The organism is Paenalicyclobacillus macrosporangiidus, assembly GCF_900116805.1.
Taxonomy (GTDB): domain Bacteria; phylum Bacillota; class Bacilli; order Alicyclobacillales; family Alicyclobacillaceae; genus Alicyclobacillus_H; species Alicyclobacillus_H macrosporangiidus.
Genome location: NZ_FPBV01000020.1, coordinates 20,442 through 46,506, shown reverse-complemented (window position 1 = coordinate 46,506; position 26,065 = coordinate 20,442). Strand labels below are relative to the sequence as shown.

The following is a 26,065-nucleotide window of genomic DNA, read 5'->3' as shown; positions in this document are numbered from 1 at the left end:
ACCTCACGTCCTCGACCTGATGACCGCCTCCCGCCTCAACGGCCGGCTCACTCCGTCTCGATGAACGCCTCGTGCAATGCCTTGACGGCCCGCTCCAGCTCCGCGGCCGCGATGATGCACGAGACCTTGATCTCTGAGGTGGACACCATCTTGATGGGGATGTCCGCGTCCGCCAGCACCTGGAACATGTGCGCCGCGACGCCCGGGTTGCTGATCATCCCCGCGCCGACGATGGACACCTTCGCCAAGCCGTCTTCGCGGACCAGATCCCGGTAGCCCAGGTCCGCCTGCAGGTCGCGCAGGATGCGCATCGCCCGCTCAGAGTCCTCCTCCTTGACGGTGAACGACACGTCCACGCCCGCCTGTTGCACGACGCTCTGAACAATGACGTCGACATTCACATTCCGCTCGGCCAGCGTCCCAAACACCGACGCCAGCCCGTGGCGCTGCAGCGGCACGCCCACCAACGCGATGCGCGCCACCTCCCGCTCAAACGCAATGCCCGTGACGACGTTCCTCTTCTCGAATCCAACGGGGGTCTCGACCACGTACGTTCCTTCCTCCTCCGTGAAGCTGGAGCGAACCACCAGCTTGACCTCGAACTGCTTCGCGTTCTCGACTGCGCGCGGATGCAGCACCTGCGCACCCAGGTTGGCGAGCTCGAGCATCTCGTCGTACGACACCTCGGTCAGCTTGCGGGCGTTCGGGACGACGCGCGGATCGGTCGTGAAGACCCCCGTGACGTCGGTGTAGATCTCGCAGACGTCCGCCTTCAGCACCGCCGCCACCGCGACCGCGGTGGTGTCCGATCCCCCTCGGCCCAGGGTCGTGACGTCATCCCCCGCAATCCCCTGGAAACCGGTGATGACCGGAATGATGCCCTGCTCCAGTGCCTCGCGCAGCACCTTGGTCTCGATATTCAGCATCCGCGCGGCGCCGTGCACCCGCTCCGTGTGGATGCCCGCCTGCCAGCCCGTGAGCGATCGCGCGCCAAAGCCCCGCTTCTGCAGCGCCATCGCCACCAGCGCCGCCGAGACCTGCTCGCCCGTCGACAGCAGGGCGTCCATTTCACGGCCGTCCGGGTCGGGATCAATGGCGTGCGCCAGCCTCACCAACTCGTCTGTGGTGTGGCCCATCGCCGACACCACCACGGCCACCTGGTGACCCGCCCGCACCGTCCGCGCAATCCGATCCGCGACAGCCTCAATCCGCTCGATGCTCCCGACGGAGGTTCCCCCGTACTTTTGTACAATCAGCATCTCTCCAGCTCCCTGTCTCTCTGTTCCACTCATTATATTTTTGAACTTCCGCGTCGGTCAACGCCAAGAGAACGCGAAAAACCCGCACCGAAAGCGTGCGGGCCGCACCCGCCGGGATCGACCGGAAAGGAGGCGTGCGCCGTCCCATCGTCTCGTCCCGCGGTTTGACAAGTTGTTGTTTGTGAAAGATAGACGAGGTTTGTGGCATGCAGCGTGGACAAGCCGAGTGAAGCGGCTGGCCTCAACCCTGCGCCTTTGCTTCCGCCAACACCTCGCGCGCGATGGCGAGCTGGCGTGTCACCGCCTCCAGCCCTGTGCCGCCGCGCACGTTGCGCGCGTTGACCACCCGGTGCAGGGCGATGGCGTCGTAGATGTCCGGCCCGAAGGCCGGCGACGCGGCCTCGTACACTTCCAACGGAAGTCCCGCGAGATTCGTGCCCGTCTGCACCGCGTGCAGCACCAATTTCCCGACGATCTCGTGCGCCTGCCGGAACGGCACGCCCTTCTGGACCAGGTAGTCCGCCACGTCGGTCGCGTTGGAGAAATCGCGATCGAACGCCGTCGCCAGCCGCTGCTCCCGGATCTGCATCGTCCGCACCATGCCCGTGAACAAGGTCAGGGCCGGCAGCACCGTGTCGATGGTGTCGAAGACCCCTTCCTTGTCTTCCTGCAGGTCCTTGTTGTACGCCAAGGGCAGGCCCTTCATCACAGTCAGCAGGCCCAACAGGTGCCCGTACACCCGGCCCGTCTTGCCCCGCACCAACTCCGGAACGTCCGGGTTCTTCTTCTGCGGCATCATGCTCGATCCGGTGCAGTACGCGTCCGCCAGCTCGAGCCACCCGAACTCCTCGCTCATCCACAGAATCATCTCTTCCGAGAACCGGGACAGGTGCATCATTAGGATGCTCGCCGCCGACAGGTAGTCGAGCAGATAGTCCCGGTCCGACACCGCGTCAAGGGAGTTCTCGTACAGTTGTGTGAAGCCCAGCTCGCGCATGACGAACTCGCGGTCGATGGGCAGCGTCGTCCCCGCCAGCGCCCCCGCGCCGAGGGGCATCCGGTCCGTCCGCCGAATCACGTCCGCCATCCGCTCGGCATCCCGCTCGAGCATCCAGAAATACGCCAGCAGGTGGTGCGACAACAGCACGGGTTGCGCCCGCTGCAGATGGGTGTAGCCGGGGATGACCACGCCGAGGTGCCGATCCGCCTGTTCCACCAACGCCTCCTGCAACGCGCGGATGCCGGCGAGCGTCTCCGCCGCCGCCCGGCGCATGTACAGGTGCATGTCGAGCGCCACCTGGTCGTTGCGGCTTCGCGCCGTGTGCAGCTTTCCCGCCACCGGCCCCAGGCGTTCGTGCAGCAGCCGCTCGACATTCATGTGGATGTCCTCGTCCTCCACGCGAAAGGACACCGCGCCTCGGCGGACGTCCGCCAGCAGGGCCTCGAGCCCCGCCACCAGCGCGTCCGCCTCCTCCCGGGCGATGATGCCGGTCGCCCCGAGCATCTTCGCGTGGGCGATGCTCCCCTCGATGTCCACCTCAGCCAGTCGTTGGTCGAACGCGATGGAGGACGTGTACTGCTCGACCAGCTTGTCGGTCTCCTCGGTGAAGCGCCCGCCCCACAGCTTCATGCCGTCGGCGCTCCCGCCGCCGCAGCCGATCCCGTCGCGGCCTCCTCCGCCTCGATGGCATGGCTGTGCACCGGATGCGCGTCCGCCGCCACCGCGCCCACGCCCTGGTGCACGCCCGCGTACACCGTCGTCGGCAGCCCCCACAGGGTGATGAATCCGACCGCGGCCTGGTGGTCAAAAGCGTCTCCCTTCGAATAGGTCGCCAGGTCGTGCCGGTACAGGGAGTGCGGCGACTTGCGGCCGACGACCTGGAAGTGCCCCTTGTACAGCTTCACGCGCACGTCGCCGGTGACGTCCTTCTGCGTCTCCTTCACGAACGCGTCCAACGCGGCCTTGAGCGGCGAGAACCATAGGCCGTTGTAGATGAGCTTGTGGTACTCCAGTTCAATGCCCGCCTTGAACTGAGCCACTTCCCGAGTCAGCGTGAGCGCCTCCAGCTCTTTGTGCGCGTGCACCAGGACCACCCCAGCCGGCGACTCGTACAGTTCGCGGGATTTGATGCCGACGAGGCGGTTTTCGACGTGATCGATCCGCCCCACCCCATGTGCCCCGGCGATGGCATTGAGCGCGTGGATGAGTTCATGCAACGGCATCGGCTGGCCGTTCAACGCCACCGGCACGCCCTCTTCGAATGCGATCTCCACGTACGCGGGCTCATCCGGCGCCTTCTCCGGGCTCGTGGTCCACAGATACGCGTCCTCCGGCGCCTCGGCCCACGGGTCCTCCAGCACGCCGCACTCGATGGCGCGCCCCCACAGGTTGGCGTCGACGCTGTACGGGCTGTCCTGGGTGACGGGAATCGGGATGCCGTGCTGTTTCGCGTACGCAATCTCTTCGTCCCGGGTCCAGCTCCACTCGCGCACGGGCGCAATCACCTTCAGCGCCGGGTTGAGCGCCTTCACCGACACCTCGAACCGCACCTGGTCGTTGCCCTTACCGGTGCATCCGTGCGCCACCGCCACCGCGCCCTCCTGGGCCGCCAGCTCCACCAAAAGCTGCGAGATGAGCGGACGCGACAGGGCGGACGCGAGCGGGTACTTGCCTTCGTACAGGGCGTTGGCCTGCAGCGCCGGCAGGATGAAATCGTAGGCGAAGCGGGCCACGGCGTCGATCCGGTAGGACTTCACCGCCCCCACCTGGATGGCCTTCTTCTGCACAAACTCCAGGTCCTGCCCCTCGCCCACGTCGACGCACATGGCGACGACGTCGTACCCGTACTTCTCCTTCAGCCATTGAATGGCGACCGATGTGTCGAGGCCGCCGGAATACGCCAACACCAGTTTCTCTGCCATGGAATGTCAGTCCTCCCCGAATGCGCCCGCGTCCGCCATCAGCGCGGACAGAATGGCTTTCTGTACGTGCAGCCGATTCTCGGCCTGATCGAACACGACCGAGTGCGGCCCGTCGATGATCTCCGCCGTCACCTCTTCACCACGGTGCGCCGGCAGGCAGTGCATGAAGATGTAGTCCGGCGCGGCCTGCGCCACCAATTCCGCGTTCACCTGATAGTCGGCGAACCGCTGCTTGCGCTCCTCCGCCTCCGCCTCGTCCCCCATGCTGGCCCACACGTCCGTGTACACCACGTCCGCGTCCTCGATGGCCCGCAGCGGGTCCGTTGTGACGAGCACCTGCGTGCCGTTGGCCTGGCCCCAGTGGATGGCCTCCTCGACCACCTCCCGCATCGGCAGATACCCGCTCGGGCACGCGACGCGGATGTTCATGCCGAGCTTGGGCGCCAACTGCAACAGCGAGTGGGCCATGTTGTTGCCATCGCCGAGGTACGCGATAGTGATGCCCTCGAGGCGGCCTTTGTGCTCCAGGATCGTCAGGGCGTCGGACAGCGCCTGGCACGGATGATGCTCGTCCGTGAGCCCGTTAATCACGGGGATGGTCGCATACTCGGCGAACTCCTGCACAATTTCATGGCCGAAGGTGCGGATCATCACCGCGTCCACGTAGCGGGACATCACCCGGGCGGTGTCCGCGATGGGTTCGCCGCGCCCCATCTGTGTGGTCCCGCTCGGCAGGTACAGGGCGTGCCCGCCCAACTGCAGCATCGCCACCTCAAACGACACGCGCGTGCGCGTCGACGCCTTCTCGAAGATCATGCCGAGGGTCTTGCCGACCAGCAGGTCGTGCGTGAACCCGGTCTTTTGCGCCTCCTTCAAGGTCTCTGCCAATTTCAGCAAGGCGCGCAGTTCGCCGCTGGAATAGCTGGAGAAATCCAAGAAATCCTGACCGCACAGCGACTGGTGGGCCGCCATCAAGGCATTCTGCAGTCGCACCGACAGGTACCCTTCTCCCAGCGGCACCACCGTCGCGTGCCGGCGCCCGATGGAACTCCTCATGCTGCGGACGCTCATCGCCTCGCCCCTCCCCCGGCGCCCCTGTCGCGCCATGTTCAATCGTTCTTATGCATTATTATACATGATAGCGTATGTTTATCAATACACGATTTCAGCGTGATCAGCGCGTTTCGCGAACGCCAGTCCGGCCAGGGTCCGTCTTCTTCAAGCAACGACGGGGCGCCCCCGCCTGGGGTGCGCCCCGTCTCCCGCTCCGATTCCGGTCACAATCCCTGCTCGCGGTGCCCGGCCGCCGTGAGCGGCGCCGAAGGCCACGTCACTCCGTCGCGATCGACTGATCCGTGATGTCCTTCCCTGGCCGGATCATGCGGAAGTGCTCCGCCGGATGCGCGATGAGCGGCAACAGCCGCTTCGCCGCCTCCGCTTGGCCGCTGCGCCGCAGCTCCCGGTGATACGCGAGCAACAGCTCCGTCACGTCGGAGACGCCCTGCTCATCGAGCACCGTCAGCGCCACCTTGGCGCCCTTGGCGATCCGCCGGCGCAGCGCCTCCTCTGTCAGACCCATCTCCGGGTCGTGCCGCAGATACACCGAGCCGCCGGTCATGCCCGAGCAGATCCACGGCCCCGGGTCGCCCAGCACCAGCGCGCGGCCCGCCGTCATGTACTCGAACGCGAAGCCCTTGATGTTCGCCCGGGCGCCGATCCAGCCTTTCCTGTCCTCCAGTGGCTCCCGCACCTCGCCGCCAATCACCAGGTCCGCGCCGGACAACCGGATGCCTGCGCGCGCGTCCGCGTCACCCTGGACGATGATGAGCCCGCGCTGCGCCCCGTAGGCCAGGCCCTTGCCGACGGAGCCTCCGCGCCACCGGCCGTCCGCCGCGCGCTGTTTCAACACCACCACGCGGCCGCCGTACATGCCCTTCGCTGTGCCGTCCTGCGCGCCGCCGAGCGCCACCGAGTGCATTCCCACCGTGTGGTAGGCGGCGAATCCGTTACCCGCCACCGCCGGGTGGATGGCGATGCCCTTTCCGTCGCCGCCGCGGCCGCCCCGTACGTGTTCACCGCTCTCCCGGGTGCGCACCGCCCGCAGCGCGTGCAGCAGCGTCGTCCCTCCGTTCGATCCCGCCGGCGCCTCCGCCAACCTCGGCCCCCGGCTCACCGCGCCACCCGCGTGGGTCACGCCCGCCGCCGACGCCACCGCGTACGACTCCGTCCCGACGGCGTAGGCCAGGGGCGCCGCCGCCACCTCTTCCCACGCCTGTTCCGCGTCGTAGTCGCGGTAGACAATCCGCGTCCCGAGTCCCGCGAACTCCTTGCGCACCGTCGTCAGCCACGCCAGGTCCATCTGCGCATGGCCCTGGAACTGCTCCAGCAGATCCGCGCGCCCCACCAGGTCCTGCGTCCGCGTGGCCCCGAGCCGCTTGGTCAACACCCGCACCTGTTCGCCGATGGCTCCGAAGAAGGCGCACAACTGCTCCACCGCGGTCTCGAAGATGCGCGGATGGAACGACGGGACGCCCTTCTCGCGCGCCTCCTCGACGCTCGTCATCTGCGTCGCGATGCCCACATGGCAGGTGTCCTTGTGGCAGGCACGGCAGGCCGTGCACCCGATGGCCACCATCGCCATGGTGCCGAAGCCGACCCGGTTGGCCCCGAGCAGGATGGCCTTCATCACGTCCACCGCCGACTTCATGCCGCCGTCCGCCCAGATCTCCGCCGAGTTGCGCAGCCCCGCCTCGCATAGCGCCTCGTGCACCAGTTTGATGCCGATCTCCACCGGCAGGCCCACGTGCCGGATGGCGTGCGCGCGCGCCGCGCCGGTGCCGCCATCGAAGCCCGACAGGTTGACGATGTCCGCCCCCGCCTTGACGATGCCCACCGCGATGGTCCCGATGTTCGGCACCACCGGCACCTTGACTGCGATTTTGGCGTACGGGTTGATCTGTCGCAGCTCGTGGATCACCTGCGCCAAATCTTCAATCGAATAGATATCGTGGTTGTTCGACGGCGAGATGAGGTCAATCCCAGGCGACGCGTTTCGGGCGTTGGCCACCTGCACCGTCACCTTCGATCCGGGCAGGTGTCCGCCCTCTCCCGGCTTCGCGCCCTGCCCGATCTTGATCTCGAGCACATACGCCCCGTTGCACAACTCCGCATTGACGCCAAACCGGCCGGAGGCCACCTGTCGCCCGCGATTGCGCGGGTACTTGGTCAGGATGTCCTTGATCTCGCCGCCCTCGCCGTTGAGGCCGACGATGTTCAACCGGTACGCCGCCTCCGCGTACGCCCGGTAGGCCACCTCGCTCTGCGAACCGAACGACATCGACGAGATCACCAGCGGGTACGCGTGCCCGTCGATGGTGGTATCGATCTCGCCGGCATCCACGGCCTGCGCCTCGCCCACGGTCTCGCGCAGGCGCAGCAGGTGCTTGATGTTGATGGGATGCTCCCGCTCGAACGACAGCAGCTTCTCTTCGAACTCCTCGTACGAGGTGTGGCCCGTCGCCACCATGCCGGCCGACTTCCAGATGCGCGGATAAAGCTGGAACACCCGGTTCTTGGCCACCTGCCGCTCGTCCGCCGCATCGTACACCTGGCGCCGTTTGACGGCCTCTTCCTCCAACTGCACCAGCCCGTACCCGGCCCCTTCACCGCCGCAGAAGTTCGGCACCGCCAGCAGCTCCGCCACCTCGGGCGCCAGCCCGATGCCGCTGAACAGCCGTTCGTACCCGCGCACCTCGTGGATGCCGATGGTCGAGATCACCTTCTCCACGCCTTTGCACAGGGCGACATACAGGTTCTCGAGCCCGGCGACGCTCGCCTTCTCGGCCGCGAACTCCCACATCAGGTACGGGTTGACTGCGTCCGCCCCGAGCCCGATGGCGGTCATGATGTCGTGCAGGTTGCGGATGCCGCCGCTGCGCAGGATGATGCTCGTGCGCCGGCGCAGGTGCTCGCCCCCGCGCTTGGACGCCGGGCGCAGCAGCGCCCTGTGGACGACCGCCAGGGCGAGCAGCGGATCGACCCATTCGCCGCGGGCGAATTGCAGCCGATCATCGAGCACCAGCGCATGCGCCCCCGCCTGCACCGCCTCCAGGGCCTCCTGGCGGAACCGCTCCAGGGCCTGCTGGAGCGTCTCGCCCGGCTCGCGGTGGATGAGGATCTCGACCGTTCCGTACGGATCGGTCCGAAGGGCCGCCAGCGCGTCCTCGTAACACAGGGTGCCGTGCCGGTGCGCGATGGCCCGCACGTCGTCGCGCTGGACATCGAGATCGGCCGGGAGTTCCTCCAGCAAGAGCGGCGACTGCGTCTCCACCCGCGGTGCCTCCTGGTACAAGCCCTCGAAGGACGGCCGCTTGCCGATGAGCGAGCGCGTGCTGAAGTGTTCAATCTCGCGCTCGCGGTCGATGGCCGGGTTCGTGACCACCGCGACGGTCTCCTGGAGGAAGTCGGACAACTGTTTCACGCCCGGATCGAGCGCCGGCAACGGTCCGTCGTACCCCAGCGACCGGATGGGCTCCGCCCCACTGTGCACTTCAAAATCGAGCATCTTGAGGTCATCGTCGCGCCAGCCGAAGGCCGCCGCCCGGACGAGGCGCGGCTTCCCATCCCGCGCCGGGTGCACCGCATCCGCGTCCGGCACGGCGCCCGCGAAGCGGAGGGTCTCGCTCTGGCCGCGGAACGCGTAGCGCTGCCGGGCCCGCTCCAGGACGACCCGCTGCAGATCCGTGTACAGATACAATCGCACGCCGTCGGGCCCTAGTTCGGCGCCAATCTTCTCGCCGGGTGCCAACGGCTTCGGGTCCGCGACCCATTCGGACACCGGCACAATCCCCTGCTCCGAGCTGAACGCGTACCCGTCCGCCGTCTCCAGCAGCCACATCGGCCGCAGGCCGAGCGCGTCGATGCAGAACACCGCCTCACGGCCCGCGCGCAGCATCATGGCGGCCGGCCCCTGCGCAAACGGGCCCCACAGGGCGCGGTAGAACATGTACAGGTCGGCCAGCTCGGCCGGCATCTGCTTGATTTCGTTGATGATGGGCGGGAACAGGAGCTCCGCCACCTCGAACAGGGACCAGCCCCGCTCCTTCGTGAAGTGATCCACCACGCCGTTGACCATCTGCGAGTCGCTGTAGCCGGCGTCGAGCGGAATGTCAATCATGTGCGCCTCGGCGTAAAAGCGCGTGATGGTGTTGATCTCGCCGTTGTGCCCCAGCGCGGAGAACGGCTGCACGCGCGAGAACGACGTGGCGGTGTTCGTCGAATAGCGGGTGTGCGCCAGGACGTACCCGGACGTGAACAGCGGATGGCGCAGGTCCGGATAGTAGGCCCACAAGGTGTCGCCGTCTCCGACCACCTTGTAGACGGCGGTGTCGCGGCTCATCGACACCACGTGCACCCCGGGGATGCCCTCAAGGGCCACCGTCAAGCGGTACAGCAGGGCGTTGTCGCCATCGGGCGTAAGGCCGCCCACCTGGACAAACACGGGATCCTCGCGCCGCGCCGACGGTCCGAGGGCATCGCGATCGGCCGCGTCCGTTCGCGCCACCAACACGGTGACACCGCTCGCCGCCAGTTTCTGTTCAATCCGCGTCCAGCGGCCTTCCCAGTCCGCCCGCTGCAGGAACAGGTGCAGAACGAAGAACCGCTCATCGTCTGCCAGCATCTGTTCATGGCCCGCGTCCTGCAGCCAACGCCGCCACAACTTGCGCGGAATGTCGAGCAAGAGCCCACACCCGTCGCCCTCTCCGTGGACGTAGCCGGCCCGGTGCCGCAAGGCGCGCAGCGCCTGGATGCCGAACTCTACCGGTTTTCGGCTGTGCCCTCCCGTCTTGTCGATCCAGGCAAAGATCCCACAAGCGTCATGCTCGCGGTGGAGCTGCGTCGTCAGTGCACTGAGATTCAACTACGTCACTTCCTTTCCTTAGGGTATGTGTCCCGGCGGATGAGGCGTTGTCCCTGAATCCGATTTGCCCCACCGCCGTTCATCTGGCTCAACGGTTGCGGGCCGGCCGCGGCCCACTTTCAGGCCTGCGACCCTCCCATTTCTCTCGTCGCACCACGGCGATTAAGAAAGAATATACGACGAGTTGAATATAAATACAATCCCGTGTTATAAATATTCTTGCATGCTACGCTCTGCGCGCGGGCACGGGAGGGAACAGCATGGAGATACGGAAAGCCACCATCCACGACGTCGATGAGATGCAGCCACTGATTCAACAATACGCCGACCAAGGACTGATGCTGCCTCGCAGTGCCAAGTCGCTGTATGAACACATCCAGTGCTTCACGGTGGCCGTCAAGGACGGGAAAGTCGTCGGAACCGTGGGACTGCACATCCTGTGGAAAGACCTGGCCGAGGTGCGATCCCTCGCGGTCGATCCCGGGTATCAGGGCCAAGGGATCGGCCGGAAACTGGTCGAGCGGGCCATCTGGGAGGCGGAACAGCTCGGGGTGGAACAGGTGCTGTCACTCACCTACCAAGCCGACTTCTTTCGCAAGTTGAACTTCCACATCGTCGATCGGGACTCCCTCCCGCACAAGGTATGGAAGGATTGCGTCTACTGCAAGAAATTCGACCGATGCGACGAAATTGCTATGGTGTATTATACACAATCTTTCAAGAGTGTGCACGACCCGGTCGCGTCCATTCTGTGAACGGATGGCGCCCCCGGTGCAAGTGGCGAGCGAATCCAACGGATGGTGCCGCCGTGGCGAATCGCGGTGGACTCGGATGCCCTGAGTCGTTTGCCGATGACATATGGCGGAACGGCGCTCTAAGACACGGAACACCAGCGGCAGGGCCGTGTTCCGTCCTCCCACTTACAAACGTTTTCGTCCTCAATTTGTCACGGCGATGCATCACCACCATGGCCCCACCTCGCCACGGCCCCTCATCACCACAGCCCCGCCACGGCCCGCCTTCCTTCACACCCGCGCAGCCACGCCCGCCAAGCGATCCGCCATCTCGTCGATGTGCACCCGATCCACCACCAGCGGCGGCACGAACCGCACGCGCGTCTCCCCGACCGCGGTGACCAGCACACCGGCCTCCGCCGCCGCGGCGACGAACGCCTTGGCGTCCGGCACGGTGATGCCGTACATCAATCCCAGCCCGGATACCTCCGTGCCGATGCCCTCCAGGCGCTGGCGCAGGTATGCCCCCGCCTCGCGGACGTGCGCGAGGAAGTTCGCGTCCGACACCACGCCGACGACCGCCAGAGCGGTCGCCGTCGCCAACGGGTTCCCCCCGAAGGTGGACCCGTGGCTGCCCGGCGTGAACGCCTCAGCGACGCGGTCGCTGGCGAGCACCGCCCCAATGGGCACGCCCCCCGCCAATCCCTTGGCCATCGTCACGATGTCCGGCTCCAGCCCCGCCTGCTCGAAGGCGAAGAACGTACCGGTGCGTCCGACGCCGGTCTGCACCTCGTCCACGACCAGAAGCGCCCCTGTCTCCCGGCAGCGGGCCTGGATCGCCTGGAGCACCTCCACCGGTACCGGATGGACGCCGCCCTCGCCCTGGACCACCTCCACGAAGCAGGCGGCCGTGCGCTCCGTGATGGCCTCGAGGACCGCGTCCCAAGCCGGCGGCGTGGCGCACCCTGGCACCAGCGGGTGGAATCCCTCGTGGTACTTCGACTTGCCCGTGATGGAAAGGGCGCCAAACGTCCGCCCGTGAAAGCCGCCTGGCAGCGACACCAGCTCCGTACGATCCGGCTCGCCGTTTTGCCAGGCGAACCGGCGCGCCAGCTTGATGGCCGCCTCGTTTGCCTCCGCGCCGGAGTTGCAGAAAAACGCCTTCCCCAGCCCGGACAACTCCGCCAACCGTGCCGCCAACCGGTTCTGCCAGGGGTTCTGGTACAGGTTCGAGCAGTGGATCAACGTCTTGGCCTGGTCCGCGATGGCCTGAGTGACCACCGGGTGCGCGTGGCCGAGGGCGCACACCGCAATGCCCGCCGTGAAGTCGAGATACGCCCGGCCCTCGGCGTCGTACAGGTACACCCCTTCTCCGCGGACCATCGTCAACGGCCGCTCCCCGTAGTTGCCCATCACATGCGCGTCTGTTTCGTACCGCGCTGTCATCCCACCGCCTCCTCCAATTTCACCATCGTGCCGTGCGCGAACGGTGCCGCCGTGCCCTCGACCGGTGCGGTCAGGGCGCACGCGACGGCCAGCGGATCGCGCCCGTCAATCACAAACGCCGCCTGCACCCCGCCCTCGAGAGCCGTCAGGACCGCCGTGACCTTGGGGATCATGCCGGCGGTAAACCGCCCTTCCTCGAGCAGGCGCAGCAAGCGCCCCGCCGTCGTCTCGTGCAACAACCGGCGGGCCGAGAAGTCCTCATAGATGCCCGGAACGTCGGTCAAGAACACCACCCGCTCGGCGGCCAGGGCGCCGCCGACCGCCGACGCCACCAGGTCGGCATTGACGTTGTATCGCCCGCCCGCCGCGTCCAGCCCCACCGGCGCCACGACCGGGATGGAACCTTGCATCATCAGACCGCGGAGCCGGGCGTGGTCAATGCCGGTGACCTGCCCGGTCCGCTGCAGCCCAGGCATCGGCTCGGCCCGGACCACCCCATCCGCGCTCGTCACGCCCACGGCCGGCAGCCCGGCAGCCCGCAGAGCGTTCACCCACGCGGGGTTGACCTGCCGACACAAGACCTCGTCCACCACCTCCACCGCCTCCGGCGTCGTCAGACGGTGGCCGCCGACAAACGGCAGATCCATCCCCCGTTCCTTCAGGGCCTCCGTGATGCGCGGCCCGCCGCCGTGCACCAACACCGCGGGACGGCCGGCCGCCGCCAGCTCCCCCAGTCCCGCGACCAGGGCATCCCCCCCTGCGCCGCGCAGGGAACCTCCCACCTTGATCACCACGACGCCCCGCATCCGCATCCCTCCTCGCTTCGCGGGCCGATACAGTCCCCAATGGGGACCAGGCCCTCTTCATGGGAACATGGGGCCGCCCGCCAAACCCATGGTCTCCGGCAGTCCGTGCATCAGGTTGAAGTTCTGTACCGCCTGGCCGGCCGCCCCTTTGGTGAGGTTGTCGATCACGCTGAACACCTGCACCACCCCCGTGCGCTCGTCGACGAACAGCCCGATGTCGCAGAAATTCGATCCGCGCACATGCTTCATCTGCGGGACACGCCCGGGTGCGTGCACGCGCACGAAGGGCGCATGCTTGTACGTTTCGCGGTAGAGCGCATAGACTTGCCCCACGTCGGCCGCGCGGTCCAGGGTGACGTACGACACCGCGTAGATGCCGCGCGCCACCGGCAGCAGTTGGGTCGTCAAGAGCACCTTCGCCTCCACGTGCCGGCCCAGCTCCTGTTCAATCTCCGGCGTGTGCTGGTGCGCCCCCACCTTGTACGGGAAGAAGTTCTCGTACAACTCGCCCAGATGCGTGTTCAGGGTCGGGGTGCGGCCTGCCCCGGTGACCCCGGACTTGGCGTCCACCAGCACCGGATGCGCCGGACTCAGCCAGCCCGCGACGGCCAGCGGCAGCAGGCCGAGCAGGATGGCGGTCGCGTAGCAGCCGGGGTTGGCAACGAGGGTCGCCTCGGCGATGCGATCGCGGTGCCACTCCGGAAGGCCATACACCGCTGCCGTTTGGACGGCGGGATCGACCGGTTCCCGCTTGTACCACGCGCGGTACAGGTCTGCGGGTACGCGCAGGTCGCCCGACAGGTCGATCACGCGCCGCCCGCGCTCCCACAGCTCGGCGGCCACCTGGCCGGACGCCCCGGACGGCAAGGCCACGAAGACCGCGTCGCATCGTTCGGCGCAGGCCGCCGGATCGAACGCGTGAAGCGGTGCCTCGATGACGCCGGCGAGGTGCGGGAACCACTCGGTGAAGTCCGGACCGCCGTCCTTGCTCCCGGCGAGATACGTCAGTTCCACCGCTGGGTGGGCGGCGAGCAGCCGGACCAATTCCAGGCCGCCGTATCCGGTCGCGCCGACGACGCCGGCGCGAACGCGAGACGTGTGTGGTGTCGTCATGCATGAACATCCCCATTGATGTATTTTTATTCAGTATAGTGGCTCGCCGGTCAATTGTATAGAGGGTGAGCCCGCCCGGAATCCGCGACTGTCCGTATCCGTCGGCGGATGTCCCCTCATCTGATGAGGTATCTTCCGGAGGAGGGATGAGAAGCGATGTACGGTGTGTTCGGCTCTTACACCCGATGGGCCGTCGTGTTCCTGATCATCTTCGTGCTGTTCTTCCTGTTCGTGCCGGGATACGGGTACGGGTACGGCGTCGGGGTGGCGCCCGCAGCAGTGCCCGCTGCCCTGCCGGCAGCCCTGCCTGCTGAGATGCCCACCACAGGGGTGACGGTCTCCAAGTTCCACGGGTACAACATGATGGCCGCTCCCTACATGGACTACGAGAGTCTGGAGAGCGCAGAGAGTTCCTAATATGGTGCGGCTGAAGGCCAGAGCCGGTGATGGCCATGCCCGGCCCGTGCTGAATCGTCACACGGGCGAACCCCCGGGTTCGCCCGTGTGGCATTTACAGGCAGAGCGGCGCAGGGGTATGATGGGAACGGGAGATGATGTCCGTGTTCCAGAATCCAGGTCCGGAAGAGATGGCCCGCATCCTCAAGGAGGCCAAGACCATCGCCGTGGTCGGGCTGTCCGACAACCCGGCGCGCGACAGTTACGCGGTCGCTCAGCACATGCAACGCTGCGGCTACCGCATCATCCCGGTCAACCCGAATATCACCGAGGTGCTCGGGGAGAAGGCCGTGGCCAAGCTCTCCGACATCCGCGAACCCATCGACATCGTCGACGTCTTTCGGCGCAGCGACGCCCTGAGGGCGGTCGTGGAGGAAGCCATCGAGATCGACGCACCGGTGATCTGGGCGCAGGAAGGCGTATATGACGAAGCGGCCGCGGCCTTGGCGCAAGCCCACGGCAAGACCATCATCATGGACCGCTGCATCGCGGTGATGCACAGCCTGTACGCGCGTCAGCGATAACGAAGCGGTGTGCCATCAGCGGATGGGGGTGTACGGGATCCCATCCGCCGCCGGCGGCGTGCTCCGCCCGACCAGCCCCGTGAGGGCCAGGATGGTGAGGACGTACGGAATCATCGACAACAGGTCGGGGGAGACACCCTGCCCTTGCAGGGCGATCCCGAGCGCCGTCGAAAACCCGAACAACAGCGATGCCAAGAATGAACCAACCGGCGTCCATTTCCCGAAGATCATCGCGGCGAGGGCGATGAACCCGCGCCCGTTGGTCATGCCGACGTCGAACGAGTTGAGGATGCCGATGGACAGGTACACCCCGCCGAGCGCAGAGAGCATGCCCCCCACGATGACCCCGGCATAGCGCAGACGCCACACGTTCAGCCCGGCTGTGTCTGCCGCGAGCGGGTTTTCCCCGACCGCCCGGATACGAAGCCCGATCCGGGTGTGGAACAAAAACCAGTGGGACAACGCCACGATGGCGAACATCACGTACAACAGTACGCTTTGGTGGGAGAAGACGGGCCCGAGCCACGGCAGGGAGACGAACGGCAGCGGCGGCGTATCCGGCGGCGTGCCCTCATATCCGAAGAGCGTGTTGAGCAAGAAGGCGGTGAGCCCCGACGCGAAGATGTTGACCGCCATCCCGAGGACCACCTGGTCCGCCGCGAGGCGGATGGCCGCCCAGGCGAACACCGCCGCCAACAGCCCGCCCATCAACACCCCGAAGACCAGGCCCAGCCACGCAGAGCCCGTCCAGTAGGAGAACGCCACCCCGAAGAACGCGCCCATCAGCATGATGCCTTCCATGGCGATGTTGACCACGCCCGCCCGTTCCGAAAAGGTCCCGCCGATGGCCGGCAATGCCAACGGCACCGTCATCGCCAACGTGGAGGCCCACAACTGCGGATTCGTCAAGACACTCACGCCTCACGTCCTCCTTCCCCCGCCGCGGCCACCTGCACCCGTACGCCGCGCCGCCGCCGATACCAAGCGATGGCCAGCGGCACCATCCGCTCGGCCGCGACGAAGAACACAATCAGGCCCGTCAGCACGTCCGTCAGGCTGCTCGGCAGCTGGGAGACCATCTGCATGTTCTGGCCGCCCGTGGAGAGCGCCGAGAAGAATACGGCGGCCAACAGCACGCCGAACGGGTGGTTGCGCGCCAACAGGGCGACCACGATGGCCGTGTAGCCGTAGCCCGTGTTGAATCCCCACATCAGGCGGTGGTCCAGCGCGAGCACCTGGACACCTCCCGCCAGGCCCGCCAACAGGCCGCTCAGCCCCAGCGCCAGCACCGTGTACGCCGGCACGAGGATGCCCGCGTAACGGGCGGCCCGGGCGTTGGCCCCGACCGTCCGCAGCCGGAACCCGACGGTCGTGTGGAACATGACCCACCACACGGCCACCGCCGTGCCCAGGGCGAAGAACACCGCCGTCGTCAACTGCGGCGGCACCAGGACCGTCAACCACGCGTCCTGACGGATGGGGTAAGATTGCGCGTTGTACCCCGGCGCGTGCATCGGCCCGCCCGCGGCAATCAGGTATTGGCCAAAGTAGATGGCGATGTAGCTCATCATCATGGTGGTGATGACCTCGTGCGCCCCCCGGTACGCCTTCGCGAGGCCGGGGATGAGCCCACCCCAGAGGCCTCCAGCCACGGCCGCTGCGACGACGCACACCAGCGTGTGCAACCAACCCGGCCAACCCGTCAGGTGGTATCCGAACCAGACCGCCGCGATCACGCCGATCCAGTACTGCCCCTCCGCACCGATGTTGAACAGGCCCGCCCGAAAGGCGACCGACACGCCGAGCCCCGCCAGCGCCAGGGGCACGGCACCGGCCAACGTGCTGCTGATGGCCATGGTGTTGCCGAAGGCGCCGGTGAGGAGGGCGCCGTAGGCGACGAACGGATCGAACCCGAGGATGTAGGCGATGGCCGCACCGATGAGGATCGCCAATGCGGTCGCCAGGACGGGCGTCAAGAGATTGCGGATTACCGGTTTGATGGCTGCGCCACCTCGCTTTCACCCACCCGCGTCCCGGTCATCAACAGGCCAATCTGTTCGCGCGTAGCCGTCTCGGCCGGCACGATGTCCACCACCTGGCCGTGGTGCATCACCGCGATCCGGTCGGACAAAGACAGGATCTCATCCAATTCCAGCGAGACGAGCAGGATGGCCTTGCCCGCTTCGCGCAGCCGGAGCAGCTGGCGGTGGATGCCTTCGATGGCCCCCACGTCCAAGCCGCGCGTGGGCTGCACCGCGATGAGCAGACTGGGGTCCCGGGAGACCTCCCGCGCCAGGATCATCTTCTGCTGGTTGCCGCCGGACAGATCGCCCGCGTGCCGGTCGGGATCGCGCGGCCGGACGTCGAACGCCTCGAGCAGCCGCTCCGTGTACGCCCGGGCCGGCCGGTGCTGAAGGATCCCACGGCGGGAAAAGGGCGGGTGCGAGACATCGCGCAGCATCGCGTTCTCGACCAGGGTGAAGTCGAGGACCAGCCCGTCCCGCTGGCGATCCTGCGGCACGTACGCTATGCCGCGCCGGGTCCGTTCCCCGGGCGGCAGGCGCGTGATATCCTGGCTGAGAAACGCCACCTGGCCACCGGAGGCCGGCAACAGCCCCGCGATGGCGTCGGCGAGCTCCGTCTGGCCGTTGCCATCCACGCCGGCGATGCCGAGGATCTCGCCAGCCCGCACCTCGAACGAGACGTCCCGGACCCGCAGCCTGCGTTCCGCGTCGGTGACCGACAGATTCCGGACGGAGAGCACCACGTCCCCGGGGGTCCGGGGCGGTTTGTTCACGCGCAGCACCACCTCTCGCCCAACCATGAGGTTGGCCAGCTCCTGCGGACTCGCGTCCGCGGCTGGCACGGTGGCGACCGTGCGGCCCGCGCGCATTACGGTGATGCGATCCGCCACGGCCCGCACTTCGTCCAGTTTGTGGCTGATGAAGAGAACGGGGGTCCCCTGCGCCTTCAGGTGGCGGAGCACCTGGAACAGTTCCTCCGCCTCCTGCGGGGTCAGCACCGCCGTCGGTTCGTCCAGGATGAGCAAACGCGCGCGCCGGTACAGGACTTTCAGGATCTCCACCCGCTGCTGCAGGCCGACAGACAGTTGTTCGACACGTGCGAGCGGATCGACCTCCAACCGGTACTTCTGAGACAGCGCCCTCACCTGCGCAGCGGCGGTCCGGCGTTTGTACCGTATGCCGCCGGGCTCGTCGCCGAGGACGATGTTGTCCGCCACCGTGAGCGCCGGGATCAGCATGAAGTGCTGATGCACCATGCCGATGCCCGCCCGGATGGCATTGCGCGGAGATCCGAAACGCACCGGCCGCCCCTCGAGCCGGATCTCGCCCGCGTCGGGCTGGTACAGTCCGGAGATCAGCTTCATCAGCGTGGATTTCCCGGCCCCGTTCTCGCCGAGCACAGCGTGCACCTCTCCGGCCCGGACGTCCAGGTTCACGCCGTCGTTTGCCTTCACGCCTGGGAAATATTTGTGAACGTCAACGACTTCCAGAAAACTCGACATGTTTGCCCTCCCCGCGCTTCGTTCACCCTCGCCCGGCGGAAGCCGTCACGATTTCGGGAGTTGGTCGCTGACGGTGAGGGAACCGTTCTTGATTTGATTCGCCAGGTCGTTCACCTGGTTGACAATGTCGGCAGGCACCACACTCGTGGTCTTGGAGATCCCGACGCCGTTGTTGGCCAGGTCGAAATCCTGCACCCCGGGTTTGAACTGGTTGTTCAGCGTGTCCTTGATGACATCGTAGGTGGCCGTGTCGACCCCCTTGAGGGCACTGACAATCACGGTGTTCGGCGCGACATAGTTCTGGTCGGCGTCCACCCCGATGGCGAACACCCCGGCACTCTTGGCGGCGTTGATGACGCCGATGCCGCTGCCGCCGGCCACCTGGAACACGATGTCCGCTCCGCCCGCGATCTCGGTCTGGGCCACCTGGCTGCCGCCCGCCTGGTCATTGAAACTGTTCACGTACTTGACAATCACCTGGGCGTCCGGGTCGGTCTTCTTCACCCCCTGCAAGAAGCCGGCGATATAGGAGTCCACGGGCGGGATCTTCTGGCCGCCGACGACGCCGAGCACGTTCTGTGGATTGAGCCCCTGGATGTCGCTGCGCTTTTCCATCAGTCCGGCCAGCGCGCCGACCAGGTACCCGCACTGCTCTGTCTTGAACATGGCGGAGGTGACGTTGTTGATGTCGGTGATGGGATCGTCGATGATGAGGAATTTGGTGTTCGGGTACTGTGGCGCGACCTGTTTGACCGCCTCGTCCATCAGGTATCCGACGGCAATCACCAGGTTGTACCCCTGCTGCGCGAAGCGCTGCAGGTTCGGGACGTAGTCGCTCTCAGATTTCGACTCGACCACGCTCCCGCTGACCCCGAGCTCCTGTTTGGCCTTCTCCAAGCCAACGTCCGACAGGTGGTTGAACCCGTGGTCGTTGAGTCCGCCGGAGTCGGTGACGAGGCCCACCTTGAAGTTCACCTTCGGCGCCCCACCCGCCGCATTCTCCGTCGTCCCGGCCTTGTTCGCCGCCACTCCGCAGCCTGTGACGAATCCCATCAACAGGATGGCTGCGGTGGTCGTCGTGGCCATGCGTCTCATGAAAATGCCCCCTTCCGTTCATTCGCTCGCTCCCGGCGTGGTGATGATGGTCTATTTTGACACAAAACCACGATTATTGTGCCCATTCAGATAAAAAAGCGCAAGTACCTGGGCGGCCACGCGGCGAGATTTTTTGCGCTCCTTTGCGCTCCGCCGTTCGGGCGTGAAGTCGCGGTCGAAGTGCCCCGCCGTGTGACCGGACAGGCGCCAGGTCCGCGCGGTCGGCACCGGGGCATGAGGCTGCCCCATCCGGCGCACACTAGGCGAGACTAAGAATTGAGCAACCAGGAGGGGATTTTGTGCCACAGCCTCAAATGCCGCAGCGGCCTCAGCCGCAACCACAACCGCAACCCACGATGATACAGCGTATGCAAGCCCAAGCGCAGCAGCAAGCCCAAGCGCAGCAGGCCGAACAAGCCGCTGTCCCAGCCCGACCCCAAGCGGGGCCGCGGATGACCACGCCGCCGCAGGTCATCACGTCGAAGGACGCGTCGTATCTCAAGGACCAGTTGTCGTGGCTGCTCGTGGCGGCAAAAAAGTGCGCCCACTACGCCAAGGAGTGCTCCGACGCGTCGGTCGCTTCGGCCATTCAGCGGATCGGCCAGATGCACCAGCATCACTACCAGCTTCTGTTAGGCCATCTGAAGACGAACAACCAGCAGGCGATGCAGAGCGTTCCGCAGCCGCCGCAACCAGCGCACTGAGGGGGGAATCCGGATGCCTCAGAATCCAAACAGCCAGCAGATTGCGAACCCGAAACCGCCCGGAGAGCCGCAGGTCAAGGGACCGGAGATGAACGACCGGGATCGGCTGCAGGACCTTCTCGCCACCGAAAAGTACCTCACCGACAGCTTCAACGTCGCGGCCCGCGAGGCGAGCCATGACGCGCTGTTCCGGGACGTCCTGACGGTCCTCACGGAGACGCACCGGGCCTGCCGGGACGTGTTCAACCTGATGTTCCAGAAGGGCTGGTACAAGCTCGAGGCGGAGCAACAGCAGAAAGTGGATCAGGCGTATCAGCAGTTCAGCGGCTACAGTAGCCAGTTCCCGTATCCTGCCCGGGTGCAGTGACCGCGAATAGGATGGAGCCGGATGAGGCCGGCGCCCCATCCCCATTTCGCAGTACCCGTCCAGGAATGGGAGGCGAGTGCCCGCAACAATCGAAATGCCCGCCCCGCGACACTCGCGCGGTGACGGGCATTTCACGTATGGTGCGCCTAGAGGGAATCGAACCCCCGCACCCGGTTCCGGAGACCGGTGCTCTATCCTCTGAGCTATAGGCGCAAAGGACGATTAGTAATATACCACACGATGGACCGCTGCACAAGAGGCGTGGTCCCCCGAATTCATGCCAACTTTCGTCAGCTCAAGCTCTCTGCATCCACCCCGGTCAAGATCGGTGGAGCTGTCCCCGCCCGCCTTACGACGGCTTGGAAGACAGCCCCGACGCTCCTATCCATGGAGCCCGCCCGCGGCACGCGCTCCGCGAAGGCTCCGTCACACCGTCTCCGTCATGGGCCGCCGCACCCCCAGCACATCCATGACGGCGGCGGCCTTGTGGCCGCACTCGAGCCACTCCTGATGCGGGTCGCTGTCCGCCACGATGCCCGCTCCCACCTGCACATCGTACACGCCTGCATGTTCCACCACGGTGCGGATGACGATGGCCGTGTTGGCGTTGGCATCGAAATCGATCACGCCGATCATCCCGCCGTACGGCCCCCGCCGGTACCGCTCCAGCTCGTCGATGATCTCCATGGCCCGAATCTTCGGTGCCCCGGACAGCGTCCCCGCGGGGAACGTCGCCAGGAGCGCGTGAAACACGCTGACGTCCGGGCGCAGTCGCCCCGACACGCGCGACACCAGGTGGAACAGGTGGGAGTACGGCTCCACATCCATGAACGCGTCCACCCGAACGGAACCGACCTGGCACACGCGGCCGAGGTCGTTGCGACACAGATCCACCAGCATCACATGCTCGGCCCGCTCCTTCTCATCCTCCAGCAGGCGCCGGCGAAGCTGCTCGTCCTCCTCGGGTGTGCGCCCCCGCCCTTTCGACGTCCCCGCGATGGGCTTCATCTCCGCGACGCCGCCCACCGCGCGGAACTGGGCCTCCGGGCTGGCGCCGAACAGGCGAAATCCCGGATACTCCGCCATGAACATGTACGGCGACGGGTTCAACCGGCGTAGCCGATCGTACGCCGCGTACGGGTGGACCCGCTTTGCAACGCGGACCCGCTTCGAGAGCACCACCTGGAAGATGTCCCCCGCCCGGATGTACGCCTTCGCCCGCTCGACGTTGGCCTCGAACTCCTCCTGGCTCACGTCGTCGACCGCCTCAGCCGGTTCGGACGGCGCTTCCGGGAAGCGAGGCGCCACAGGGTGTTCCATGTACGACGACACCAGGGCACGTACCTGGTCGATCCGCGCCGCCAACGCCCGCACCGCATCCGGCGTGTACACTTTGGCCAACCCTTCCAAGGCGTCAAACACACGAACCGTGTCGTCCTGGAGATGGATCATCACCGCGTGCCACTGCAGGCGGATATCGGGCAGCCCCCGGTCGTCGACGGTGGTCTTCGGCAGCCGCTCCAGATAGTGCACCGCGTCGTAGCCCAAGTAGCCGAGAAACCCGCTCGAGAATGGCACCTTCTGCGCCCCCTGCAGGTCGCGCAGGATGGCGCGGAGTGCCTCGAGCAGGACCATCGGATCGTCCGCATGGCCGCTCCAGGCCAAGGATTCGATCACGCTGGGCAAAAACCGCCTCGTCCCCGCCCCATCGGCCGTTGGCACACCGCCCGCATGAAAACCGGCCTCCTCCAACCGGCCCCTCACGTGGGAAGCCAGTTCCGCCTCCGCAAACACGGCGACCACGCCGTCTTTCACCTGCACTTCCAACAGCGGCAGTGCGCCGATGAGACTCATCCGATACTGCGAAGGTCCCGCGTCGCGCGCCGCGTCCAGCAAGAACGCCTGTCCTTCCCCCAGTGTGCCCGAGACTTGAAGGTACAGGGAAAAAGGGTCACAATACGAACCGCCACTCCTCATCCTGGCTCGCCTCCCCGGTGTCATCGAATTCTGTCTGCGTCCCGTCAACTGGCCAAGAAATTGGCGAGCATCCGCTTCCCGTCGGGCGTCAGAATGGACTCCGGATGGAACTGCACCCCCGCCGCACCCGTCGGACGGTGGCGGAGGCCCATAATCAGCCCGTCGCAGTCGGCGATCACGTCGAATGTGTCCGGCAGCGATTCGCGTTCCACCACCAGGGAGTGGTAGCGCGTCGCCTGAAACGGGTTCGGGACGCCGGTGAACAGCGGATCCCCGTGATGGCGGATGAATGAGGTCTTCCCGTGCATCAGGCGCGGGGCGCGCACCACGCGGCCGCCAAAGGCCTGCCCCAATGCCTGATGGCCCAGGCACACGCCGAGCACGGGGATGCGGCCGGCGAAGTGACGGATGGCGTCCAGGGAACATCCGGCCTCATTCGGCGTGCAGGGTCCGGGCGACACCAGCAGCGCATCGGGCCGCAGGTCCCTTAATTCGGAGAGGGGAGCATTGTTTCGGCGGACCACCACGTCCGCCCCCAGTTCCGCGCAGTACTGCACGAGGTTGTACGTGAAGGAGTCGTAGTTGTCAATCACGAGGAGCATGACATCCACCCTTTCAGCTCTGTCGAGCTGAACCGGAGGGAGAGGATTCACAAGAGGCGCCAAAAAAACCACAGCAGGGCTGTGGCAAGCTTGAGCGCGGAATCCATGGAGCTATGCAGGTTCCCCTCAGGCTCGACTCAGCTCAACTGACTCAGCTCATCTACGCACAGCATACCGGGTGGGCACCGGTACGTCAACGGCGGATTGCAAACCGCTCACATCCCGGCGGTCCTCCCCGATGATCCAAGTGTACTACTGTGCCTGATCGGATCGTCACGCAGGTCCGCATGACCCACCGGGTGTGGAACCATAGGCCATGGAGACTGCAAACCAATGCAAACAAAAATGATACAACCCGGTCTTGTGGGGGCTCCTCAGTTTGTACATCATTTGTAACGTGGAAATGCTGGAAGTCCTGTGTTCTTCGCCCGTTTTGCAACGAATCGTGAGGACAACTCGGGAGGGACGGAGCCGTGTTCCTGGAGAACGTCGTTCATGCGTGCTGGGTGGCCGCAGGCATCATTGGGTTTTTGGAAGCATTCTGCCGTCTGCGACAGGTGAGATGGCTTCGCCGCATCCCGGATGGCGTATGGGATCTGTTGGAAATTGCCAGTGCATGCGTGGCACTGGGAACCTGGGCGTTCGCCGTCGACGAGCTCAGTCTGTTTGTGCTGCCCGTCACCGCGGCGGTACTGATGGACTTGCATTGGCGTCCGGATACCAAGCAACGGCATTCATGGGCAACCTGTGCGACGCTGGCCGGTTTCGTGGCCTTGACGTGGTGGTGGCCCGTCCATTCTCCCATCCTGAAATGGGTGAATTGTATTCTGATCCTCCTCGCGGTCCTTCTAACACGGTTCAACCGGTCTCCCTTGACCGCCGTTCCGTTTGTACTGACCGTCGCGGCGGTGTTTGTCTTCGTTCCTCACGAGGGGATTTCATTCATGGACGTCGTCGTCGGTTCCGTCGCGAGTCTGCTGTTTGTCACCTACTGTCACGAACGACGTCGGCGGGAACGTGCGCTTCGGGAAAGTCTCCTGGATCACCTGACGAGGTGCCTCAATCGCCGCGGCGCCTACCGGTGGATCCAAAATCACAAGGACGAATGGGTCACTGCCATCATTGTGGACTTGGATGAGTTCAAGTTTGTCAACGACACCTACGGACACGATGTGGGCGATCAACTTCTTCAAGAGACCGCACGACGCTTGCACGCGTGCGTACGGGCGGAAGACGCCGTCATTCGATGGGGTGGAGATGAATTTCTGATCTTGCTCGTTTCGCCGCCCTCCTCGGAGAATCCGGAGAAAGTGGCTGAGCGCATTCATCAGCGTCTGACCTCGCAACCGCTCGAATTGAATCCCTTGCCGAAGCCGTTTTATATTCGCGCCAGTATTGGCATCGCGACCGGACGGCTGAACGACGACCTGTTGAACCGCGCAGACCAGGCGTTGTTGCGCATCAAGCGCTTTGGCAAAAACGCCATCATGGCTTGGAGTGGGACAAGCTCCACGCCTTCCTATGAAGACGAGTATGTATCCTTCGGCCGCCACTTGAATTGGGCCGTCCAGGCGTTTCAATCCATCGTCCGAAACAGTCCGGTCGGCTTCGTCCTGACCACCGAGGACCACACCATTATCGATGTCAACCCCGCATTCGAAAAAATGACCGGGTATCCGCGCAGTGAACTGGTCGGGCGTAAACCCAGCGTGCTGGCTTCTCACGCCGCGGCCAACACAGAGCTGTACCGGCGCGTTCGTGACGAACTGGCGAAACACAAGCAATGGGCGGGTACGTTTCAAAACGTTCGGTCGAACGGGGATCGTTGGAATGCACAGGAATACATCGGCGCGGTGGAGTTAGGAAACAACACGGTGGGCTATTGCAGCGTGGTCATCCCTGAACAGGCGTCGGTTTGCGAAGCTTCTCTGGCTACGTCGGCTGCGACGATGAAGGAGACTCAGGAGAACAACTTGGATCTTTATGCCTCCTTTCTGTCCGGCCTCGCCCATATTGCGGAAATGGGGATTCCCGGCCTGCCTGAACATGTGGATCGCGTACAGCAGTACGTGCACTGGCTGGGCGAACTTGCGGCCGCTCACGACATCGTGAACGACGAAGACGTGCAGTTGATTGCGATGGCCAGTGTGGCTCACGACATTGGAAAAGCATTCATCGCCCGCGAACTTCTGCTCAAGCCTTCCGCGCTGACCAAAGCGGAGTACGCCTACGTGCAGAGTCACGCAGAAATCGGACGGGACATGCTCATGCATTTCATTGGCAGATGGGTCACCGTGCGCAACCGTCCCATCGAACGGCTTCTGGCCTTTGCGCTGGACATCGCATGGACACACCATGAGCGGTGGGATGGGCAAGGTTATCCTCGCGGACTGGCGGGACACGACATCCCGTTTGCGGGGCGCTTGACCGCGATTGCGGACGTTTTGGACGCATTGCTCAGTCCGCGGCCTTACAAGAACGCTTGGCCGGAGGAGCGGGTCGCTTCATACTTTCGCGAACAGAAGGGCCGTCAGTTCGATCCAACCCTGACCGATCTCTTGCTGCAACATTGGTCTCATCGCCCGTGTCCTGCAATCGGAAGCCAGGGCTGAGA

The 26,065-nt window shown here is 65.4% G+C and carries 20 protein-coding genes and 1 tRNA gene; 6 read left to right on the top strand and 15 right to left on the bottom strand.

Annotation, left to right across the window (positions count from 1 at the left end):
• Nucleotides 1–47: 47 nt before the first annotated feature.
• The 5 genes from BM357_RS14835 to BM357_RS14815 form a co-directional block, all read right to left on the bottom strand.
• The gene (locus tag BM357_RS14835; protein ID WP_074955156.1) at nt 48–1,259 is read right to left on the bottom strand and encodes an aspartate kinase; all 1,212 of its coding nucleotides are present in this window, start codon (nt 1,257–1,259) and stop codon (nt 48–50) included.
• 241 nt (nt 1,260–1,500) lie between these two features.
• Nucleotides 1,501–2,889, bottom strand: coding sequence for an argininosuccinate lyase (argH, locus tag BM357_RS14830; protein ID WP_074955153.1), 1,389 nt, complete (start codon nt 2,887–2,889; stop codon nt 1,501–1,503).
• Nucleotides 2,886–4,181: an argininosuccinate synthase gene (locus BM357_RS14825; RefSeq protein ID WP_074955150.1), complete on the bottom strand. Its 1,296-nt coding sequence runs from the start codon at nt 4,179–4,181 to the stop codon at nt 2,886–2,888. Before BM357_RS14825 ends, argH begins: the two co-directional genes overlap by 4 nt.
• A 6-nt stretch (nt 4,182–4,187) precedes the next feature.
• Nucleotides 4,188–5,252 (bottom strand): ornithine carbamoyltransferase, encoded by a 1,065-nt coding sequence (gene argF, locus BM357_RS14820; RefSeq protein ID WP_074955147.1) that lies wholly within the window; start codon nt 5,250–5,252, stop codon nt 4,188–4,190.
• 259 nt (nt 5,253–5,511) lie between these two features.
• On the bottom strand, nt 5,512–10,101 hold the full coding sequence (locus BM357_RS14815; protein ID WP_074955144.1) for a glutamate synthase-related protein: 4,590 nt from the start codon (nt 10,099–10,101) through the stop codon (nt 5,512–5,514).
• Between the two features lie 260 nt (nt 10,102–10,361).
• Here BM357_RS14815 and BM357_RS14810 point away from each other — a divergent pair, with 260 nt between their 5' ends.
• Nucleotides 10,362–10,856, top strand: coding sequence for an N-acetyltransferase (locus tag BM357_RS14810; protein ID WP_074955142.1), 495 nt, complete (start codon nt 10,362–10,364; stop codon nt 10,854–10,856).
• 270 nt (nt 10,857–11,126) lie between these two features.
• Here the strand turns inward: BM357_RS14810 and BM357_RS14805 are convergent, their stop codons facing one another.
• The 3 genes from BM357_RS14805 to argC are packed head-to-tail and all read right to left on the bottom strand — an operon-like array spanning nt 11,127 to nt 14,200.
• Nucleotides 11,127–12,281 (bottom strand): aspartate aminotransferase family protein, encoded by a 1,155-nt coding sequence (locus BM357_RS14805; protein WP_074955140.1) that lies wholly within the window; start codon nt 12,279–12,281, stop codon nt 11,127–11,129.
• A complete protein-coding gene (argB, locus tag BM357_RS14800; RefSeq protein WP_074955137.1) occupies nt 12,278–13,087 on the bottom strand; it encodes an acetylglutamate kinase in 810 nt (269 codons plus the stop codon). Before argB ends, BM357_RS14805 begins: the two co-directional genes overlap by 4 nt.
• 57 nt (nt 13,088–13,144) lie before the next feature.
• Nucleotides 13,145–14,200: an N-acetyl-gamma-glutamyl-phosphate reductase gene (argC, locus tag BM357_RS14795; RefSeq protein ID WP_074955134.1), complete on the bottom strand. Its 1,056-nt coding sequence runs from the start codon at nt 14,198–14,200 to the stop codon at nt 13,145–13,147.
• 156 nt (nt 14,201–14,356) lie between these two features.
• On the opposite strand from argC, the gene BM357_RS14790 reads away from it, so the two are divergent.
• Nucleotides 14,357–14,617: a hypothetical protein gene (locus tag BM357_RS14790; RefSeq protein ID WP_074955131.1), complete on the top strand. Its 261-nt coding sequence runs from the start codon at nt 14,357–14,359 to the stop codon at nt 14,615–14,617.
• A 170-nt stretch (nt 14,618–14,787) separates the two neighbouring features.
• The gene (locus tag BM357_RS14785; RefSeq protein ID WP_425426555.1) at nt 14,788–15,180 is read left to right on the top strand and encodes a CoA-binding protein; all 393 of its coding nucleotides are present in this window, start codon (nt 14,788–14,790) and stop codon (nt 15,178–15,180) included.
• A 15-nt stretch (nt 15,181–15,195) separates the two neighbouring features.
• Here BM357_RS14785 and BM357_RS14780 read toward each other — a convergent pair whose 3' ends face one another.
• Genes BM357_RS14780 through BM357_RS14765 form a run of 4 tightly spaced genes read right to left on the bottom strand, consistent with a single transcriptional unit; the run spans nt 15,196 to nt 19,801 of the window.
• A complete protein-coding gene (locus BM357_RS14780) occupies nt 15,196–16,098 on the bottom strand; it encodes an ABC transporter permease (protein ID WP_245784025.1) in 903 nt (300 codons plus the stop codon).
• Nucleotides 16,095–17,132, bottom strand: coding sequence for an ABC transporter permease (locus BM357_RS14775; protein WP_245784024.1), 1,038 nt, complete (start codon nt 17,130–17,132; stop codon nt 16,095–16,097). Before BM357_RS14775 ends, BM357_RS14780 begins: the two co-directional genes overlap by 4 nt.
• Nucleotides 17,133–17,167: 35 nt before the next feature.
• Nucleotides 17,168–18,706: an ABC transporter ATP-binding protein gene (locus BM357_RS14770; RefSeq protein WP_074955125.1), complete on the bottom strand. Its 1,539-nt coding sequence runs from the start codon at nt 18,704–18,706 to the stop codon at nt 17,168–17,170.
• 45 nt (nt 18,707–18,751) lie between these two features.
• Nucleotides 18,752–19,801, bottom strand: a complete 1,050-nt coding sequence (locus BM357_RS14765; protein WP_074955122.1) for a BMP family lipoprotein — start codon at nt 19,799–19,801, stop codon at nt 18,752–18,754.
• Between the two features lie 368 nt (nt 19,802–20,169).
• Between BM357_RS14765 and BM357_RS14760 the strand changes: the two genes are divergently transcribed.
• Complete coding sequence (locus BM357_RS14760; RefSeq protein ID WP_342741633.1) at nt 20,170–20,505, top strand: hypothetical protein; 336 nt, start codon at nt 20,170–20,172, stop codon at nt 20,503–20,505.
• 13 nt (nt 20,506–20,518) lie between these two features.
• On the top strand, nt 20,519–20,872 hold the full coding sequence (locus tag BM357_RS14755) for a spore coat protein (RefSeq protein ID WP_074955119.1): 354 nt from the start codon (nt 20,519–20,521) through the stop codon (nt 20,870–20,872).
• A 138-nt stretch (nt 20,873–21,010) separates the two neighbouring features.
• Here BM357_RS14755 and BM357_RS14750 read toward each other — a convergent pair.
• The 3 genes from BM357_RS14750 to BM357_RS14740 form a co-directional block, all read right to left on the bottom strand.
• Nucleotides 21,011–21,085: transfer RNA gene (locus BM357_RS14750), tRNA-Arg, on the bottom strand.
• A 213-nt stretch (nt 21,086–21,298) separates the two neighbouring features.
• Complete coding sequence (locus tag BM357_RS14745; protein WP_245784023.1) at nt 21,299–22,849, bottom strand: anthranilate synthase component I family protein; 1,551 nt, start codon at nt 22,847–22,849, stop codon at nt 21,299–21,301.
• Nucleotides 22,850–22,893: 44 nt separating this feature from the next.
• Nucleotides 22,894–23,451: an anthranilate synthase component II gene (locus tag BM357_RS14740; protein ID WP_074955114.1), complete on the bottom strand. Its 558-nt coding sequence runs from the start codon at nt 23,449–23,451 to the stop codon at nt 22,894–22,896.
• 473 nt (nt 23,452–23,924) lie between these two features.
• Between BM357_RS14740 and BM357_RS14735 the strand changes: the two genes are divergently transcribed.
• Nucleotides 23,925–26,063, top strand: a complete 2,139-nt coding sequence (locus tag BM357_RS14735; RefSeq protein WP_074955111.1) for a diguanylate cyclase — start codon at nt 23,925–23,927, stop codon at nt 26,061–26,063.
• Nucleotides 26,064–26,065: the final 2 nt, after the last annotated feature.